20 protein-coding genes, 1 tRNA gene and 1 pseudogene are annotated in these 17,241 nt (G+C 45.8%); 7 read left to right on the top strand and 15 right to left on the bottom strand.

All coding sequences use genetic code 11. The features are described 5' to 3' along the window. Positions 1–44 precede the first annotated feature (44 nt). The gene (locus AMS66_RS26270) at positions 45–326 is read right to left on the bottom strand and encodes a hypothetical protein (RefSeq protein ID WP_053783598.1); all 282 of its coding nucleotides are present in this window, start codon (positions 324–326) and stop codon (positions 45–47) included. A 203-nt stretch (positions 327–529) separates the two neighbouring features. On the opposite strand from AMS66_RS26270, the gene AMS66_RS26265 reads away from it, so the two are divergent. Continuing rightward, the gene (locus AMS66_RS26265; RefSeq protein ID WP_053783597.1) at positions 530–928 is read left to right on the top strand and encodes a hypothetical protein; all 399 of its coding nucleotides are present in this window, start codon (positions 530–532) and stop codon (positions 926–928) included. Between the two features lie 92 nt (positions 929–1,020). Here AMS66_RS26265 and AMS66_RS26260 read toward each other — a convergent pair whose 3' ends face one another. The 10 genes and pseudogenes from AMS66_RS26260 to AMS66_RS26215 all read right to left on the bottom strand — a co-directional run. Then, positions 1,021–1,242 (bottom strand): DUF1450 domain-containing protein, encoded by a 222-nt coding sequence (locus AMS66_RS26260; RefSeq protein WP_053783596.1) that lies wholly within the window; start codon positions 1,240–1,242, stop codon positions 1,021–1,023. 21 nt (positions 1,243–1,263) lie between these two features. Next, a complete protein-coding gene (locus AMS66_RS26255; RefSeq protein WP_053783595.1) occupies positions 1,264–1,566 on the bottom strand; it encodes a heme biosynthesis protein HemY in 303 nt (100 codons plus the stop codon). Positions 1,567–1,709: 143 nt separating this feature from the next. Then, complete coding sequence (locus AMS66_RS26250; RefSeq protein WP_053783594.1) at positions 1,710–1,967, bottom strand: hypothetical protein; 258 nt, start codon at positions 1,965–1,967, stop codon at positions 1,710–1,712. A gap of 230 nt (positions 1,968–2,197) precedes the next feature. Beyond that, positions 2,198–3,412, bottom strand: coding sequence for a M14 family metallopeptidase (locus AMS66_RS26245; RefSeq protein ID WP_407944573.1), 1,215 nt, complete (start codon positions 3,410–3,412; stop codon positions 2,198–2,200). 242 nt (positions 3,413–3,654) lie between these two features. After that, the gene (gene racE, locus AMS66_RS26240) at positions 3,655–4,464 is read right to left on the bottom strand and encodes a glutamate racemase (protein WP_053783910.1); all 810 of its coding nucleotides are present in this window, start codon (positions 4,462–4,464) and stop codon (positions 3,655–3,657) included. Positions 4,465–4,689: 225 nt separating this feature from the next. Continuing rightward, positions 4,690–5,085 (bottom strand): YtxH domain-containing protein, encoded by a 396-nt coding sequence (locus AMS66_RS26235; RefSeq protein WP_082350913.1) that lies wholly within the window; start codon positions 5,083–5,085, stop codon positions 4,690–4,692. Positions 5,086–5,271: 186 nt separating this feature from the next. Continuing rightward, complete coding sequence (locus tag AMS66_RS26230; RefSeq protein WP_053783593.1) at positions 5,272–6,177, bottom strand: DUF4261 domain-containing protein; 906 nt, start codon at positions 6,175–6,177, stop codon at positions 5,272–5,274. A gap of 11 nt (positions 6,178–6,188) precedes the next feature. Then, the gene (locus tag AMS66_RS26225; RefSeq protein WP_053783592.1) at positions 6,189–6,650 is read right to left on the bottom strand and encodes a DUF86 domain-containing protein; all 462 of its coding nucleotides are present in this window, start codon (positions 6,648–6,650) and stop codon (positions 6,189–6,191) included. Between the two features lie 173 nt (positions 6,651–6,823). Beyond that, positions 6,824–7,111: a Dabb family protein gene (locus AMS66_RS26220; protein ID WP_053783591.1), complete on the bottom strand. Its 288-nt coding sequence runs from the start codon at positions 7,109–7,111 to the stop codon at positions 6,824–6,826. A gap of 281 nt (positions 7,112–7,392) precedes the next feature. Continuing rightward, positions 7,393–7,788: pseudogene (locus AMS66_RS26215) on the bottom strand (phage holin family protein); the annotation flags it as partial. 439 nt (positions 7,789–8,227) lie between these two features. On the opposite strand from AMS66_RS26215, the gene AMS66_RS26210 reads away from it, so the two are divergent. Beyond that, positions 8,228–8,824 (top strand): helix-turn-helix domain-containing protein, encoded by a 597-nt coding sequence (locus AMS66_RS26210; RefSeq protein WP_024629188.1) that lies wholly within the window; start codon positions 8,228–8,230, stop codon positions 8,822–8,824. 703 nt (positions 8,825–9,527) lie between these two features. Here the strand turns inward: AMS66_RS26210 and AMS66_RS26205 are convergent. Next, a complete protein-coding gene (locus AMS66_RS26205; protein WP_053783590.1) occupies positions 9,528–10,682 on the bottom strand; it encodes a sn-glycerol-1-phosphate dehydrogenase in 1,155 nt (384 codons plus the stop codon). A gap of 159 nt (positions 10,683–10,841) precedes the next feature. On the opposite strand from AMS66_RS26205, the gene AMS66_RS26200 reads away from it, so the two are divergent. Next, positions 10,842–11,021 (top strand): hypothetical protein, encoded by a 180-nt coding sequence (locus AMS66_RS26200; RefSeq protein ID WP_053783589.1) that lies wholly within the window; start codon positions 10,842–10,844, stop codon positions 11,019–11,021. 61 nt (positions 11,022–11,082) lie between these two features. On the opposite strand, the gene AMS66_RS26195 is transcribed toward AMS66_RS26200, so the two are convergent. Continuing rightward, a tRNA-Leu gene (locus AMS66_RS26195) sits at positions 11,083–11,166 on the bottom strand. 232 nt (positions 11,167–11,398) lie between these two features. Here AMS66_RS26195 and AMS66_RS26190 point away from each other — a divergent pair. The 4 genes from AMS66_RS26190 (at position 11,399) to AMS66_RS26175 (ending at position 14,639) form a co-directional block, all read left to right on the top strand. Continuing rightward, positions 11,399–12,589, top strand: coding sequence for an adenosylhomocysteinase (locus AMS66_RS26190; protein ID WP_053783588.1), 1,191 nt, complete (start codon positions 11,399–11,401; stop codon positions 12,587–12,589). Between the two features lie 41 nt (positions 12,590–12,630). After that, the gene (locus AMS66_RS26185; RefSeq protein WP_053783587.1) at positions 12,631–13,623 is read left to right on the top strand and encodes a Gfo/Idh/MocA family protein; all 993 of its coding nucleotides are present in this window, start codon (positions 12,631–12,633) and stop codon (positions 13,621–13,623) included. A 57-nt stretch (positions 13,624–13,680) separates the two neighbouring features. Then, positions 13,681–14,076 carry a DoxX family protein gene (locus AMS66_RS26180; protein ID WP_053783586.1) on the top strand — a complete coding sequence of 132 codons (396 nt, stop codon included), beginning with the start codon at positions 13,681–13,683 and terminating at the stop codon, positions 14,074–14,076. Between the two features lie 203 nt (positions 14,077–14,279). Continuing rightward, the gene (locus AMS66_RS26175; RefSeq protein ID WP_053783585.1) at positions 14,280–14,639 is read left to right on the top strand and encodes a winged helix-turn-helix transcriptional regulator; all 360 of its coding nucleotides are present in this window, start codon (positions 14,280–14,282) and stop codon (positions 14,637–14,639) included. Between the two features lie 77 nt (positions 14,640–14,716). On the opposite strand, the gene AMS66_RS26170 is transcribed toward AMS66_RS26175, so the two are convergent. Both AMS66_RS26170 and AMS66_RS26165 read right to left on the bottom strand, forming a co-directional pair. Then, entirely contained in the window at positions 14,717–16,333 is a 1,617-nt protein-coding gene (locus AMS66_RS26170) for a sensor domain-containing diguanylate cyclase (RefSeq protein ID WP_053783584.1), read from the bottom strand. 130 nt (positions 16,334–16,463) lie between these two features. Beyond that, positions 16,464–17,204, bottom strand: coding sequence for a spermidine synthase (locus AMS66_RS26165; protein ID WP_053783583.1), 741 nt, complete (start codon positions 17,202–17,204; stop codon positions 16,464–16,466). Positions 17,205–17,241 lie beyond the last annotated feature (37 nt).

Genomic DNA, 17,241 nt, shown 5'->3' with positions numbered 1-17,241 from the left:
CGCAAAGCACTGCTGCTCTGCGGGTTCTGGTGTGACAGGAACGCCTATAGATCCCCTTGCCCATTCTGACTCTGGATCGAGTTTAATCTTCTCTTCTCCTCAATGAACATCTCTTCTGCCAGCTCAACGCCCTGACCTCCAAGCGAATGTTCAGCTTGACGCATGGCCTGCTCGGTATGCGCCAAACGGCGTTCTGCCTGTTCCATGGTCTGTTCTGTTGGATGTGACATTGCCTGTGAAACGGCAAAATGAAGTTTGTTCACTGCATTTTGCGCCTGGGATACGGTCGTATCGGCTTGCAAACTGGAATCATAACGCTTCGGCATGAGTATTCCTCCTTGGGATCATGTTCCTGTTACCCCTTTAGGATGGTTGACATCGGCCTTCCTTATTCTTGTTTTGCTGAAACAATGACGGATCTTCGTTGTTCCCCAGTAAGATTAAAGATAAATATCAATGATATGTATAACCTTTTCCGGTCTGACTGCGTTTATTTTATAAGTTATCTTTTCACAAGGAGGGTTTGTATTTGAAGAACTTTTGGATTCTTTTCATTCTGGCACCTTTATTGCTGCTTACCAGTGGCTGTACACCTTCGACGTATGAAATAACAGGATATACGGGCTCCTCCATTAATGACGAGATTCCAGTTCCAGTGAATGCAAAGCAGCTGAGCCTAACGGCATATTCAGACAATCCAAACTATAAAGCAGGCATTAAATATGAATTGAAACATATCGGAGGAGAACAAGGGTTATATGTACCATCCGATTATTTTGAGAAGTTAGCCGGGGCCGGATGGGTTGAGTTGGAAGAAGAGAGAATGGGGCATGTTCATTATTTGAAAAAAAGCGATACTATCATCGCCATTGTATTTCAAGAGGATACCTTTGAGATTGTTGAAATGATGCCGGGCTTCACGTTTTGACCTTTTACCATTTCCGATCACAACTAAAAAAGAGAGGCTACAGCCTCTCTTTTCCCTTCGTGGACAAGTTTGCCCACTGTAAATGTATACAATTACTTCACGAATTTCGCTACTTTCGCAAGCACTTCTTCTTCTGTCGGAGCACTGATGTACCGACCATTGATGAACACAAAAGCACGTTTCGCACAAGGACCGCAATACGATTTGCAACCAATTTTGATCTCCGTATCCGGAGCCATCTTCTCCAACTTGGCTACAATCGATTTTAGTCTGATATGATTACATTTTTCGCATACGCGGATATCGTTAGCCATGAGTTCCCCTTCTTCGCTCCCTTAGTGGTCGCCGTGGTTGCCTTTGGATGGGTTCGTAATAACGAATCCTTCTTCAGGGAAGTAAAGGTAATCAATTTTAACGCCATCCAGCAAAGGTTGATCATTCTCAAGAATAACGTCGATCTCTTTATCCGTAGATACTACCGTATCATTTTCTTTTGGCGTATCGATATCAAGTCCGTAGTGGGCATGATCTCCATGCGCATGTGTAATCACAACGCGCAGCAATTTACCTTCGTTCTCAGGCTTGTCCAGTTCAAGTTTCAATACTTTCGCGGCATTACGTGTAATTTTGCAGTTCATTCCATTCATCTCCTATATCGTAATTGCTGGTTCCAACAATTTTTTAGTATTTCTAAACTCCAGCATCTATTGTAAAGAAAATTACTGTGCTTCGCAATAACATGATGCAAAACCGATGTTAAAACCACACTTTTTGCGTCGGATCAAGACGATTCCCCCGCTGTAAGCACCGGATATTTGCGCTCCGCACGACTTACAAACCAGTTCATCAGCAACAGCGTAACCCCGATATCATCTATAGGCATAAACGGCATCACGTCTGGAAGAACCCAGTAGAGCAACGCCGGGATGATGAACAGCAGCTTCTCTCCCAAAGGGATCTGCGGAGCCCGCAACAGACGCGGAAGCCGTTTGAATACTTGTGTCCATCGTTTGAACGACAGCAGTCTTCTCCACTTCATATGAACCCCTCCGTATTATTATTGCACCGAAATAAAACAGTACACGTTATCGTAACACCCATCATTACCCGTTCCAGAGCGATCCGGAACGAATGATGCAACTTGCAGATTAAAAAACGAACGCTGGTGACAGCGCCCGTTCCTGTTATACGAGTGGACAACCCGTAAGTTTCATGTCTTCCTATCCAGATTATGTTAAGTCAGGTTTCATGAATTCGCGGTATTCCCTGTCAGTGCTCTCTATCTGATAATAATTCAGCCAATAACATGCCAACCTCCACACAGATGTCATCGAATTGATCCATGGGGAGTGGGTTAACCCCCAGTCCCACTTCTACCGTGAACCCTGGTTTACGAAACTTCTGAATGAACCAGTCTTTGTATCCTGCATCGCTTCCCCCCAGCTTGACTGCCTTGTACCCCGAAGCCCTTGCCAGTCTGCGTGACAGCGGAGCACTCTCCTTTGGCTCCAAATCGCGGTAGTTCCAATAAATTTCCTGTCCCTGGCTGTGCAGCGAGACGACAGCATCGAAATGATGTTGCTCGGTCCACCGTGCAAGTGCCAACGCCTCTGGTTCCGATAAAGGAGAGGTTCCTGCATAATCTCTGGGTCCCGGAGACGTTATCCCTCTTCTAGCTGCCTCTTCCTCCCAATAAGCCGGGAATTGATCGTTAAGGTCTACCCCCCTGATATTGGACTTCCAATGCGTAAAGTGGGAGCGCCCGGCATTCCATTCGAGCAATTCTTCTGCATGGGGATGATCATTGACTACGCCCTCTTGCACCAATTCAACTCCATCCGGATTGACCATGGGCACAGCCCACAGCGTGGTTTCCTGCATCCAGCGCTCCGTCTGAAATTGATGCCATGGCGTATGCGTGCTATAGGCTTTGGCATATTCTTCAATGAACCGCATCAGAACCGCCGATGTCAGCCACTCATTCGCATGAACAGATGCGTTGACATGAATATGTCTGGGACCTTGACCCAAACGCAGATAAGGCAAATTCTTACCCATGACACTGCTGCCAATCGAGCCAATCTCGATAAATGGATACTTCTTTTCCAGTAAACCGATATCACGGTTCATTTCACGGTAACCATACTCTCCCTGCAACTTTACGATAGTTTTTCCATTTGAATCCGGAATATGAATACATCGCCCGCACCAGTCCGTAATGTTCGCTATTTCTGGATTGGCCTCGCGCAATTCTTCTTCATTCAGTCCAAATCGTAATGCAATCACGGCCACTTTCTCCCCAGGTTGTACTGCATATCTGCGCCCTGTTCCCGGCGTAATGCGCAGCATCTGCCCTCTCAGCAAATAGGGCTGGGACGCCGCTTCCGGGTTGAGAGCGGCCAGTAGCTCCTTGGTCATATGGTTTGCTGCCGCAATACGCGACAAGGTATCTCCCTGATGAACAATAATCCATTGCAGCTCCATGTTGATCTCCTCTCCCTTAGGAAACTTTGTAATCTCCTGTCCTTTTCTCGCCTGTGTCCTTACTGTATGTAATATGTATGCCGATCTGGTTGTCCGTCATGTGACATGAATCGCGTAAATCCCTTTAACATAAGAAAAACGTGATGATCATCCGAAGTTCTTCTACTTTATGATATGAACAAAAAAAATCCCGGAACACTAAAGGTTCCGGGACTCTTATAAGCCATAGAAATCAAAAAAAGCTATGATAATTTCGTAACCTGCCACACAACTGGCGTTTTGGAGATCTGCTCTCCCAACCATTGGCGGGTAATATTCTGGAACATGCGTGGGTCCCCTGTGCAAAAAAACTGATGGACAGGAGTCTCATCCCCACTGGCCAGCTTTCGTTTATCATACAAAATCGTACTGATTTCCCTCGCCGTTTCATCTGCCGAACTAATCAGCTTCACTTCCTGCCCCATAACCTCCTGAATGGTATCCATGAGAAAAGGATAGTGCGTACAACCCAGAATAAGACAATCAATCGGCTGTTGTTTGATCTGGCCCAAAGATTGCTCCACCGTACTTGTCGTTTGCTCGGAACGGAATTCGCCTTGCTCCACCAGTGGCACAAATGCCGGACAAGCCTGACTGACCACATCAATGTAAGGAGACAACTGTTTAAGTGCTGAGGTATATGCACCACTTCCAATCGTTCCCACGGTGCCAATGACACCGATGCGTCCTGTGCGTGTGGCTGTGATGGCGGCTCGTGCTCCAGGATGAATGACACCGATCACAGGCACATTCACCTTGGCTCGAATATAGTCGAGCGCTGCTGCCGTAGCCGTATTGCAGGCGATAACGATAACTTTCGGATCGAACTGGATCAAGAAATCAACGATTTGTTCCGTGAATTGTTTAACTTGTTCGGACGAACGGGGTCCGTACGGTGTCCGGGCAGTATCTCCAAAATATATGATCTTTTCCCGTGGGAGCTGACGCATCACTTCTTTGGCGACGGTCAATCCCCCTACACCGGAGTCTAATATAGCGATTGCTTGCTGCACGAACACACCGCTTCCTTCTTCATTGAATTGGTTCTGTTAACAAATTGGTTCCCAGAGCTTTCTTCCTACCGTATGATTTTCCAGGCAAAAAGGTACCTACATCTTACCCGATTTCATCGCAGGGTTCAAACAAAATGCCGTATCGTACAGCTCCTGCACGATCACGCACAACAAAGCAGGCTCCCCTCCAGATGGAGGAAAGCCTGCTCGCGTTCAAGCTTAGCTTTAGATGTTATCTTTGGAATCATCGGCAGGAAACTTCGCGATGACTTCAATGCCTGACTCTTCCACTGCATTGTCCGCAGCTGAATCGCTTGAAGAATCGGAATCCGTAATAACTGCGGATACACGCACTTCTTTACCTTCAGCGCAATTGCGCCAGGATTGGATATCCTGGATAACGACATCCGCCGTCTCTTTTACTTTGGATACGATTTGTGCGCTTTGTTCGCCTACCTTGCTAGCCAGTTCCTGACCCTTCTCACTCACTTGACGTGCACCTTCTGAAATATCTTGACGCAGTTCGCGCCCTGATTTTGGTGCCAGCAGCAGAGCTGTCACTGAACCTACAACCGAGCCGATTAATGCTCCCCACAACAAACTTTTGTTAGAATCCTTCACGTCGCATCTCTCCCTTTACCTTAAATGAAGTACCGAATAACCAAGCAACGGCCTGTTGCTCGTCAATCCGGGCGAATGCCTACTCTGTTGATGCAGTATAAGCAGCAAGGGCTTGACCTGACACTCAGATACCAAAAAAAATTCTGGATTCCGTTCCCGCACCTTCTGACGTTATAGTGATATGCCTCAGGTCTGCCGGGCCGGCTCAAGCGGAGCAGCCGCATGTTCATCCCCAGGATCCAGATCAATTACATATCGTCCCGGTGCAATCATCGCCGATTGATGCTCACAGCGCCAGCGTCGTCCGCCGGAGGATCCCAGCGTCTGTCCATCCTGTAGAACATCTCCCTGATCAAATATGTAATAGGCGGCACCCAGTAATGTCTGGGCTACCGTATCCGGATCGAGTCCAATGAAATGACACTGTACATCAGGCACGCCAAGTGCCGACAATCCTACCGTGTCCATAACCAGCTGACGCTGTTCTTCCGTGCCTCCAGCCTGATACATGCGCACATTCATCGCAGCGTAGAGATGCTCCTCACGCTCCTGTGACAGCACATAGGCTTCCGGTTCAACCAATTTGTCACTGCCGTACCAGTACAACGCCTCACAAGGCAACACTTCCATGACAGCCTGAATCGTCTTTTGGAACAATTCAAGTCGCTGTTTGCGCGGCATGGCAGCAGTGAACATATCGTGAAGCCGGATGGAATATCGGATCGTTTCCATAGCTTGTCCTGCTTCTGGCCAATGCCAGGCTTGCTGCAAAGCCCCTCCAAAGCGGGCACGATCTACAATTTCAATAATGGGGAGCATGCAAGTTTGTGCCGGAATGTTACCTTCCTGAAAAGAAACCTTATGGTCCAGATGGTAGAAAACCAGCATCTCAGGATTATGCTCTGCGTTGCCCTGCTTCACATCAAGCCGAACTTGTCCGGTGTGACGGCTTAGCGCATCCTGCAAACGCCCCTGGTCTATAACGGGACGTTCCTGAAATAACAGCTCAATCATATATACCGGATGAAATCCGGAAGGTATGTCATTTGTTTCATTATTTCCTTCTTGCTCTTCTTTCCATTCGTTCGTCATGCTGCTTCCCCTCATTCCTTGCTCTGTCCCTCGGCCTGTGCAGTCTGGAAAGGTCCGAGTTCTTTTTCCACATAGGTATGGACCTGATGGGAAAATTGTTCAAGCACGCCCGGCAAGTCACTGCTCAGCGGATGCAGTTCAGACCGCTCCCAGCTGTAATAGTCCTGAACGAGCGGCTTGCGCAACGATACGAGGCGACTAAGCACCTCATAGGTTCCATGATCAAAAACCTTCTCTTCGTGATTAATTTGAATAATGTCATCATAACTGCTCGCATCACGCATGATGAAGCCGTCTATGAGGTAACTCCCCACATCCGTAACGATTTCAATGGCTAGATGAAGACAACGCTCCTGTACCAAACCCAGCATGAGACTGCCATCCCAAGCCTGTGACGCGCGGCGAAGACCTTCAGCCACCTCCGGTACGGCAGCAAGCCTGCGTGCAATCTGTTCCCTGTTTACATAATACAATATGTTCACTTCCCGTTCAGTGAATTATCGGTTCCTTTTTCCTCTTCGCTTAAGCCAAAATAACATCACAGGACAAGCGATCAGAAACACGACAAAAATATATAAAAATTCCATAACGTCTCTTAAATCGCTCATACAGAGTCCCCTTTATCCAAAGTAGAATGAATAACAGATTAGATTTCGTAGTCCACTGCAATCGACTGCTCTCTGACCTCGTTCATATACTTGATGACTTCCTGATGCAGCGGATGTACCTGATATGCCTGAAGATCTTCCAGTGATTCAAATTCTGCCGTCAGTGAGATGTCAAAAGATCTGTCCGAACGAAGCACGTCAATACCCACTTCAAGCGAGACCAGAACATCAATTTTCCCTTGCAGATTGCGAAGAACATTCGCAGCCGCTTCGATACTTTCAGAAGAACGATCTTTCATTTTAAACAGAACAATATGTTTAATCATCAGACAAGCACCTCATTTGAGTATAATAATTGGTATGAATGAATTTTCTTGTATCCAAAATATATCATAACGTCCTCTATTACGAAAGGATACTTGGAAACGTTCTCTTAAAAGATAATCTAATCGGGCCTGCTTTCATTCGCCTTTGAATTCTCCTGAGACATATTATCCATCTGTTCACTTTGGTTTGTCTGTTTTTCCGAGACAACTTCCGTTGTTTCTTCTTTTGTCTCTTTATTTTCCACATTCGGCTGTGGTTGGGGCCACTCCCGGTCAGACAAATTCTCCTGTTTTTTAAGCACCGCTATAGCCTGTCTGAGCTTGTCAGGCAGTGGAAGCCCGATGCGGGCATAATTTTCGGTAATGGATATTAGCTCATTCACCAGATAAAAGTAGATGGCTCCCCCTTTTATGATGTCAGTCCCCATGAGCAGGTCAATTCGGTGGGCAAGCAGAATAACCGTCAGCATGAGACCTTTTCGCGCCAGCCCCCAGAATCCAATATTACTATTCAATCCTTTACCCGTTCTTACTGCCGCAGCGAGACCCGTAATATAATCCACAGCCATTGCAACCGCCAGCAAGCTAAGCAGCTGATCCCATCCACCAAAAGCAAACGTCATGAACGCACCTGAAATGGCAGCAAAGGTACTTACGGATGGACTCACGTTTCTCACCTCTCCCTCTCACTTGATCTCCATACAAGATATGTAAGAATAAGAGATTTTGACAGGTCACATGCCTGGCTGAACCCGCGGATTTCTAATTTCAGATTTGTGCACATTGGAAATTGGTTCCTTTAACGGGAAACGAGTATTTATGGGTAAATCAGGGAAATAAACCGCATCATATCAACAAAAAATAGATAAAAGTACTATAGTCTCACTAATAGGTAATTAGACTCATTTTATTTTTATTCATTATCTATTTGATCCCTTAAATTTAGTGAAACATTGTAATCTAGGAATATACTAGGATGTGAATTGCGTCTGGTCTAGTTCATAATTCCTCCTTTGTAGCGGATTCACGCATCCGTTCATTTGAAACAGGTGCACCCGGCACTTGAAAGTACCCCCGTACTTATTGTAGTATTTGGTTAAAAAAATCGGAGGAAATATGCCTAATCAACCAGAACAACATTCCATCCAGGCGTGGTCTCTGATCAACCGTAAATATTTGGGAAAAGGCGTCCGTGTTAAACGATTCCGAAAACCGACACGCTGTCAAATCCGCAACCGTGTTCTTCTTGCCGTGCTGATGGCCAATGATATCAAGTTGTCCCAGCTCGCCGAAGATCTATCCATCTCTTCACGTAGCGTCAGCGCGTGGGTGTATGAAGGACGGATACCCGGCAGTACCAATTTGGACAAGGCATGTCAGTTACTCGGCTACCCGCGCCACATTCTTTTTAATGAAGAAGTGGTACGCAAAAGCCCTGTTATTTGTCAGCCCGAGCCTTCCCGCTTCATGAAGCGTACGGTGACCCGTTCTCCGGTTAGCAACCGTATTCTGACAGGCTTGTGTATGGTCCATGATTTGTCGGTGACAGATGTCAGCCACTGGATCGGGGTTCACCCTGGCACTTTCCGCAAATGGCTGCATCAGGGAACGCTGCCTTCTGCTGCGTTTCAGGAACAAGCGGAACAATTTTTCCGCATCCCGAAAACTATTTTGTTCGCAGATGTCATCTTGAAAGATCGTCACAATAACTAAATTAGCGAACAACCAAAAGGCTCTGTCCTCCCTCATGGGGAAAGACAGAGCCTTTTTAAAGTACAAAGTTACAACTTTCATCGTATAGGTTATATTAAGTTACCATTTCTCCAGTCGCGTGCACTCAGTATCGTCTCTCCGGGACGATAAGTAGCCTCCCTGCCCCCCAACTACCTTTGTATGCACATCCCCTTCCTCCTTAGTCACTCCTTTCCCTGAGCCAAAACAGCTCGCTCTCTGAACGAGGCGAAAATCTCTCTAACGGAAGGAGCGGCTACATATGCACATATATTCCTTATCGATGCTTACAAACCACTCCATTAAATCATTAATCATTAATCATTAATCATTAATCATTTAAAAGAATAGAACGTCATTGCTAGCTTCGCTTGCATATTATATTTGTACGAACAATTTAATCTCACACTTTTTATAAAAAAGTAAAAAGCCTGTTCCCCAATGGAATAGGCTTTAATTTATCCTCTGCTTTCAGCTTGTATAACGTTTGTCCCGATCCTTCCTAGTCCCTTGTATGACCGTGTTTTTCAGTAATTCATCAAGATATGTTGCTATCGCATCAAGCACAATCAGCTCAATTGTAAACAACGGCACTTCCTTGTCTCGTACATTACATGATGACTCCCTAATTTGTACGTACAACTAAACGCATGAGATAACACTTGTCCATATTATTTCTTCACCCTTATTTCGAACCCGCATTAAGAATCTCGTTGATATATTTCAGTCCTGTATAACGATCACGAAGCAGATGAGCTGTGGTCAACGCATGTTCTACCATCTCCATGGATACGCCCAACTGTTCAGTTGTTGTAGGGCCCCCAACTTGCTCAAGCCAATCTGTAAGCTGAGATGCATTCGGCAGATTATTGTATACACGGAAAACAGATTCGTTGGATTTTTGTGCAAGATCTTTATATTTTACCGTAAGCAGTGCACAGGCCACTCCCACCTTGGCACCATGCAAAACGGGCTTGTGCCCTGCCTCCATCAGATCCATCTCCCACCGATGGGACAGATGATGTTCTCCACCGGATGCAGGACGGGAATGATCAATGATCAGCATGGAAATGCCGGAAGCAATCAGCGCATCCATTAATACAGTCACACCATCAGCCCGCCCTTCGGCGATACCTTGTACATGCTGCACACAGGTCGTTAGTGCTTCCTCCGTCATGCGATAAGCTACTGGACAGAACGGTTCCCCGCCCAGATCCCTGGAAACTACCCAGTCCGCCAGTGATGTATATTTACCAAGCATATCCCCGAATCCGGCGGCATTCATCTCTTGGGGGGCTTGCTCCAAAATATCGATGTCCGCGAATATAGCTTCAGGTGGAACCGCCTGGAAAGTCTGTTTGACGCCGCTTACAATAAGAGGTGCACCTGCCGAGGTAAATCCGTCAACCGAAGCTGCCGTGGGTACTGACAGAAAGGGCTTGTTCATTTTGGAGCAAACAAGTCGCACCAGATCATGAATGGTCCCTGAACCAACAGCAATGATCGCCTGACTGCCCAGTTTCACACCCAGTAGAACCTGCACAATTCCCACCTCGTCGGCGACAACATGCCCTGCTTTGTTCTCTGGCATGGAGATCTCATCCACATGAACGCCCGTTTGTCGAAGTTTATTTACCACTTCGTATCCTGCTGCCGATCCCGTATATCGATCATAAACAATTGTCACATGTCTGTACCCTTGCTCGGACAAATGGCCAGGTAACCGCTGAATAGCTCCATGCTCTAAGTACACCTGCATTTGCACCAAACGGTGATCATGCCCACAAGTACAATTCTGCGCTTCTTCGTTCCATACTGCAATTCGTTCGTTCATATTCATTTGCTCTTAACCTCCCTTGAGAAATATCATGCATAATTACATGGATAAAACCACAAAATGAAAAAAGGAAATAAAATGTGAGTATTTTCCTGATCACACTTTACTTCCTGTTTTAAAAATTTGCAAATCCTAAACTCACATTCCCAAGCAGGTGAACCTATGAAATTAACCAAAGAAATAGGGATTTCTCTCGGATTTCTCGCAGGAACAACATTCGGAAGCGGCGTCGCCTTTTTATTTCACTTTCAGGCGTATGAGCTCATGACCAGTGTTACGCTTTTCGGTATTGCCGGAGCGGTTGCAGGCCTATGTGTGCAACAATTCATATTCAATAAATAAAAAAACAAAAAAAGCTCGCGAATTGCCTTTAGAGCAATTTCACGAGCTTTTTTTTCTTCAATGCGGTCGAGAGGACTCGAACCTCCACGGGGGTTAGCCCACACGGACCTGAACCGTGCGCGTCTGCCAATTCCGCCACGACCGCATAATATGTATCTTCTCATCATAGATGAAAAGCATTTCGGTCAAGCAATAGCTTGTTTTACCGTAATTAAGAGTATACATGCTCTAAAATAAGTTTGCAACATCTTTTTTCCAAACTTCAACAAAAAGGACATATGTCCTTTTTTAACACATCCAAACTCCCTATCGTAGACATTAGCAGATCAGGTGACCCGCAGGGCACGCTGTACCTTGCACAGAAAAGGAGAGTTTGCATGAATCTCAAGAACAACACAACACATGGAAGTATTGAAGAAGGAAAACGCAGCATTCACTGGACAGAAATGCATATGCCCCTGCTCAGTGAATTAAAATCGCAGTTTGCCAAAGAGCAGCCTTTTGCTGGCTTAACCATCGGTGTATGTATTCATGTGGAGCCCAAAACTGCTGTGTTATGCCGAACACTCCAAGCTGGTGGAGCCAACGTTGTATTGACTGGCAGCCCGGGCACAACGAAAGACGCCGTCGCAGCAGCACTGCAAGAAGAAGGTATCACGGTGTATGGACAACGTTCGGACAGGCGCAATGAACACCTGCAAAATATTCATAATGTACTTCGGCACCACCCCCATCTCCTCATGGATAACGGAGCCGATCTGGCGCGAACCCTCATCCAACACTATGACAATAACTCTCTTATTGGTGGTACGGAGGAAACGACGACCGGGGCCAATTTGCTGCGTGAAGAGACAGGTGAGAATATTCCTTTCCCGATCATTGTCATTAATGACAGTCCACTCAAACGCATTATGGAAAATGAACACGGCGTCGGACAGACCATTATTGAAGGTTTCATGCGTACTACGAACCTGATTCTGCCCACACGTCGTTTCGTCATCGTAGGTTATGGAACCTGTGGACGAGGCATTGCGAGGTATTTACGCAATCTGGGAAGCCAAGTTGTCGTCATTGAAACCGATCCGATCGCGGGGCTGGAGGCCGCGCTGGATGGATTCAGAGTGGCACGACTGGAGGATACATTTGCATTTGCCCAAGTGTACATTACTGTTACAGGCCGTCCCAACGCCATTCTGAAGGAACATTTTAGCCAGATGAATGATGGAACGATCCTCGCCAATGCCGGACATTTTTCATGGGAGATGGATTTGGAAAGTCTCCGTCAGGATGCGCAGCATACGGAACAACTGACAGCGGATATCGAACAATTTACATTAGCCAACGGACGTCGACTCATGTTACTTACTCAAGGAGAGATGCTGAATCTGGCTGGTGGCAGCGGCAACCCTGCCGAAACGATGGATCTAGGCTTGTCCCTGCAAGCGGCCTCCCTGCTATATCTTGTACAACAACGCCAACATCTCATCTTCGGGCCACAGCCGGTCCCTCATAGTGTTAACAACACCATTGCCGGACAGATGCTGAAGCATTTAAGCTACAAGATCTAATCATTGTGAATGGTGATATGAATTTAAAGGAGAGATCCCTCATGAAAAAAGCCAAACTTTGTTTTATCGGTGCAGGTTTTCATGCATCCACAAATATATATCCTTCTGCTGTTGAAGCAGGAGCAGAAATCCAGGCCATCGCCACTCGGAATATTGAACGGTCCAAGGCGGCGCTCCTTCGTTTTGGGAGCAGCGGGAAAGCTTATGACAATACTGAGCTGATGCTGCAGAATGAAGACTGTGATGGCGTCGTTGTTGTGGCGCAACCAGAGGATCAGACAGCTCTTGCCCTTGAATGCATCCGGGCTGGCAAAAACGTATACGTGGATAAGCCTCTCGGATGGAACGCTGCCGAAGCTGCTGCTGTGGCTGAAGCTGCCCAAAAGGCCGGTGTGGTTGTCATGGTTGGATTTATGAAACGATATGCTCCAGTCTACATGAAACTCAAGGAACTGATTGATGGCGGATCAATGGGCAGAGCATGTTCTTTCCAAATGAAATTCGCTGTAGACAGCACACCATTTTGCAAGGATGAGGAACAATTCATGAAGCTCGCTGCCATTCATATGGTTGATCTGATGCGTTTTCTGTTCGGGGAAGTCGTACAAGTTACAGGCACAACAATTAAAGACGGAGAACATATTAACCAGAGCATTTCCCTGAAATTTGATCATGGTGTGGTAGGAAGTGCGTACTTTGCTGGCATGAGTGCATGGTCACGCGAGAGCGAAAGTGTACTAGTCACCTTTGACGACGGATTTGCGTTAGCAGATGAGATTAACACACTCACGGTTCATCATTCTCGTACAGGGGATAACCTTCCCTGGAAATCCCTTGAGGAGCAGGATTCTGTTTTCACCCCTTCCGGCTCTCCCATGTCAGGAGCTTATCGTGACCTCTACTTACGAGGGTTTGTAGGTGAGATGGCTCATTTCATGGAATGCTGCCAGAACAAGGCAGTTCCACATTCCAGTGGTAAGGATAATATTGAAACCATGGCCCTATGCGATACCATTCTGGCGTCGCTGATCTGACGTTTATACGATATGAGGCCAATCATTTTATACAACCTGAGAAGAGGAAATAAACATATGTTAGACGCTGGATTACTTATCATTCGACTTGTTATTGGTTTTATTATGATGGGTCATGCATGCAAGAAACTGTTTGGCTGGTTTGGTGGAGAAGGCATATCAGGAACAGCTGAATTTTTCGGCGCAATTGGTCTGAAGCCTGCGAGAGTTATGGCTGTCTGTGGAGGGCTTATTGAATTGATCGGTGGGTTCCTGTTTGGAGCAGGGCTCTGGACTGGTGTTGCTGTCATTTTGCTCATTATTCCTATGGTTATTGCCATAGTGAAAGTCCATGCTGGTAAAGGACTTTGGAATCTGAACGGAGGGTTCGAGTACAATCTGGTTATGCTCGGATCGCTGATCGGTGTTGCACTTGCGGGTGCAGGAGCGTACTCCCTAGACACTTTACTATAATCAAGCTTTTCAATCCTGAGAACCTCGATGTTTCGCGATACGAAACCGGGGTTCTTTGTTGATTTAACCTCATGCAGATGCATGGGGTTTATAATCCAGTGGAGAAGTGATATGCTCATATGTAAGTGATATATACATTTATGTGCTGTAGTTACTGAAATGGATACTATAAATAACCACCACGAACTGGAGGTGCAACTATAATGAGAAAGAACTCGAACGATGCGCGCCCCTCGCCTTATGGCTGTTCCGTTGAAGTCACACTTAGCGTCATCGGAGGCAAATGGAAAGGTGCGATTCTTTATCACCTATTCTCTGGTTCGTTAAGATTCAACGAGATCCGAAAATTATTTCCTGATATTACCCAAAGGATGTTAACTCTCCAGCTAAGAGAGTTGGAAAGCAGCGGAATTGTTCACAGAGAAATCTATCCTCAGGTTCCGCCCAAAGTAGAATATTCCCTTACGCCGTTTGGAGAAACGCTCCGGCCAATTATCTACAGCATGCGAGACTGGGGAGAACAGTATACGAATGAAGTCCTCGCCAGATCACAAGAGGTCTAAACAAAAGACAAAAGAAGCTATCCCCTGCTTAGATGGGTTTAGCTTCTTTTTGTTTTCGAATGGAAGGTGCGCAAACCTTATTTAGTGACCGTTTGAATGGTAATGGTACGATTACGTCCCTCTTCCTTGGCTTGATATAACGCATTGTCCGCGAGATGGAACAACTCTGTCGGTGTTGTGGAATGCAACGGATATTCGGCAATGCCTGCCGAAATCGTTACAGAACGATCAATAGGCAATATACTTTGTTCCACGGATACGCGGATATGCTCGGCAATTTGATACGCTGTTTTGGATTCCGTATGTCGCAATAACACAACAAACTCCTCGCCGCCAAACCGGGAACATACATCCTGCGTCCGAACCGACAGTTTAATGATATTCGCGATATGCTTCAGAACCTGATCCCCCGCATGATGACCATACGTATCGTTTATGGATTTAAAACGGTCAATATCCAGGACGACAATGGAGAAAGGAACTTCTTCATCAATCCAGTGCTGGATGACTTCTTCAAATGTTCTGCGATTGGTCATTCCAGTTAATACATCCGTTCTGGCATCATAAGTAAGCTGATCCTTCTGCTTTCGAAAATTTGCCAATGCGCTTAACACGGTACGCGTTAACAGGTCAGCTTCCCTATTCCAATGCGGCTTCATTACAGGCAAATCTACTTTGCCCTGATCCACCTGGTTAACCAAGTCCGCAAGATAAACAAACGGACTGGCCAGCTTGCGTGCTACACGAATAACGATAAGCGTCAGAATGATGAACGGCACTGAAGTGTACAGCAGCAACATGCGAATATGTTGATTCAGCTGATCGTATACCATCTGGGTTGGAGATACAACAACAACTCCCCAATCGGTTGTCGGCACCTTATAATAACCTGCGAGTGAATCCACACCAGCCAGATTCTTGTATTGTTCTTTACCGGTCTGGCCATTAAGCAATTTCTGCACAACTTGATTTTCGCTTAGATTTTCACCGATTCTTTCCCTATCGGGGTGAAATAGCAATGTTCCTTTGGCATCAACAATAAAAAAATAAGAACCATTACTGGTCTTCAGCTGGCTGCCAAATGACAGGTTCAAGATATTGTTTTCCTGCAGATAGATGCTCCCACTAATCATGCCTTTGAATTCACCTGACGGACTGAAGATCGGTTCACTCACAAAAACAATTCTTCGTTCCGAATAAGGTGCACGATATGCTTCAGATATATAGGAATCTCTGGATTTGAACGCTTTTTTGGCTGCATCTGAAGTGATAGGCTGTCCGAGGCTTTTTTCCAAATAAGGAGATGAGCCCCGAATTATTCCCGATGCATCTATCAGAGAAACCGAATTGAAATAATTACTGCTGTTTCGAATCAAATCCAGTGTGGAATCCAGCTTATTGGCATCCGCATAGTCTATTTCCGGAAAATAATTGGCTGAATACTTCAAACTGCCCTGCATGGATTGAAACAACGAGTCCAGTGTTTGGCTCATTTGCATGGCACTTGAATAATTAAGTGAGAGTGTATTATTAATCAGCGACTGCTTCTGGGATGTATAAGATGAAATAAACATAATGGTCAATGTCATCAAAACGGCAATGGTGACCAATCCACTCAACAGGGCGGTAAGGCTGATTTTTTTGAACTCCCTTACTTTTCTTCTTAATCTGGGTGTTTTATTCTCTGCGATCATTATTGCTTCCCCCGGTTTTTCATGAAAAGGCATATTCCTTCTATCTTATACGAAAGTTGTTAAGAAGAAATAAATAGTTTATGAAGTTCGAATAATTACATAGGAAGATTGACAATTTAATGACATTTGCCTATGAATCCACAATAACATATCCCTCTCCAGGCTGCTGTTCTACAAACCCTGCCATATGACGCGATTGAAATGAAATGGGCTCGTCACACCCCACCAAGATGCGATTTTGGACTTCATCGGATGTTTCAGCTGGCAATGCAAATGAGCGTGTATAAGCGAAGTGTTCCTGTAACGTGGTATGAATCGCATTCACCAGTCTGTCATTGCCCACACGTCCGAATACATTCAGCAATACGATACCACCAGAATGCAATTTATCTTTCAGCATCGTGAAAAATGAACTTGAAGTGAACTGTGCAGGAGTTCCCGTAGCCGTAAAAGCATCCACAACAATATAATTGTATGAGCCTGAGGCTTCCTGCTCCAATAGTTCACGTCCGTCACCAACCAGCACATGATCTCCACTATATCCAAAGAAAGTTTTGCTCAGCTCAACGACTTCAGCATCGAGTTCGGCGACTTTTACTTGACGGTTAGACAGATAGGTTGATAAGGTTCCAATACCGTGTCCCACCACAAAAACCGATTCATATTCCGGATTATTTCGTTCCATCAGATGCACCATCGCTCTTGGATACTCCAGCACCATTCGGGATGGATCATCCAGATCCATTGCTCCCTGAACTGCTGCATTTGAGAACTCCAGCACACGAAAGCTGCCCTTTTCCCCATAAAGCTTGGATGTGTCATATATCGTCAACTCATGCTGTTCACTCTTATTTCGGTATAAAACTCGCACTAACCGTTCTCCTCTCGTACTTTTACGCAATGATTAT

The organism is Paenibacillus xylanivorans (assembly GCF_001280595.1).
Lineage (GTDB): Bacteria > Bacillota > Bacilli > Paenibacillales > Paenibacillaceae > Paenibacillus > Paenibacillus xylanivorans.
This window is presented reverse-complemented; position numbering and strand designations above follow the sequence as displayed.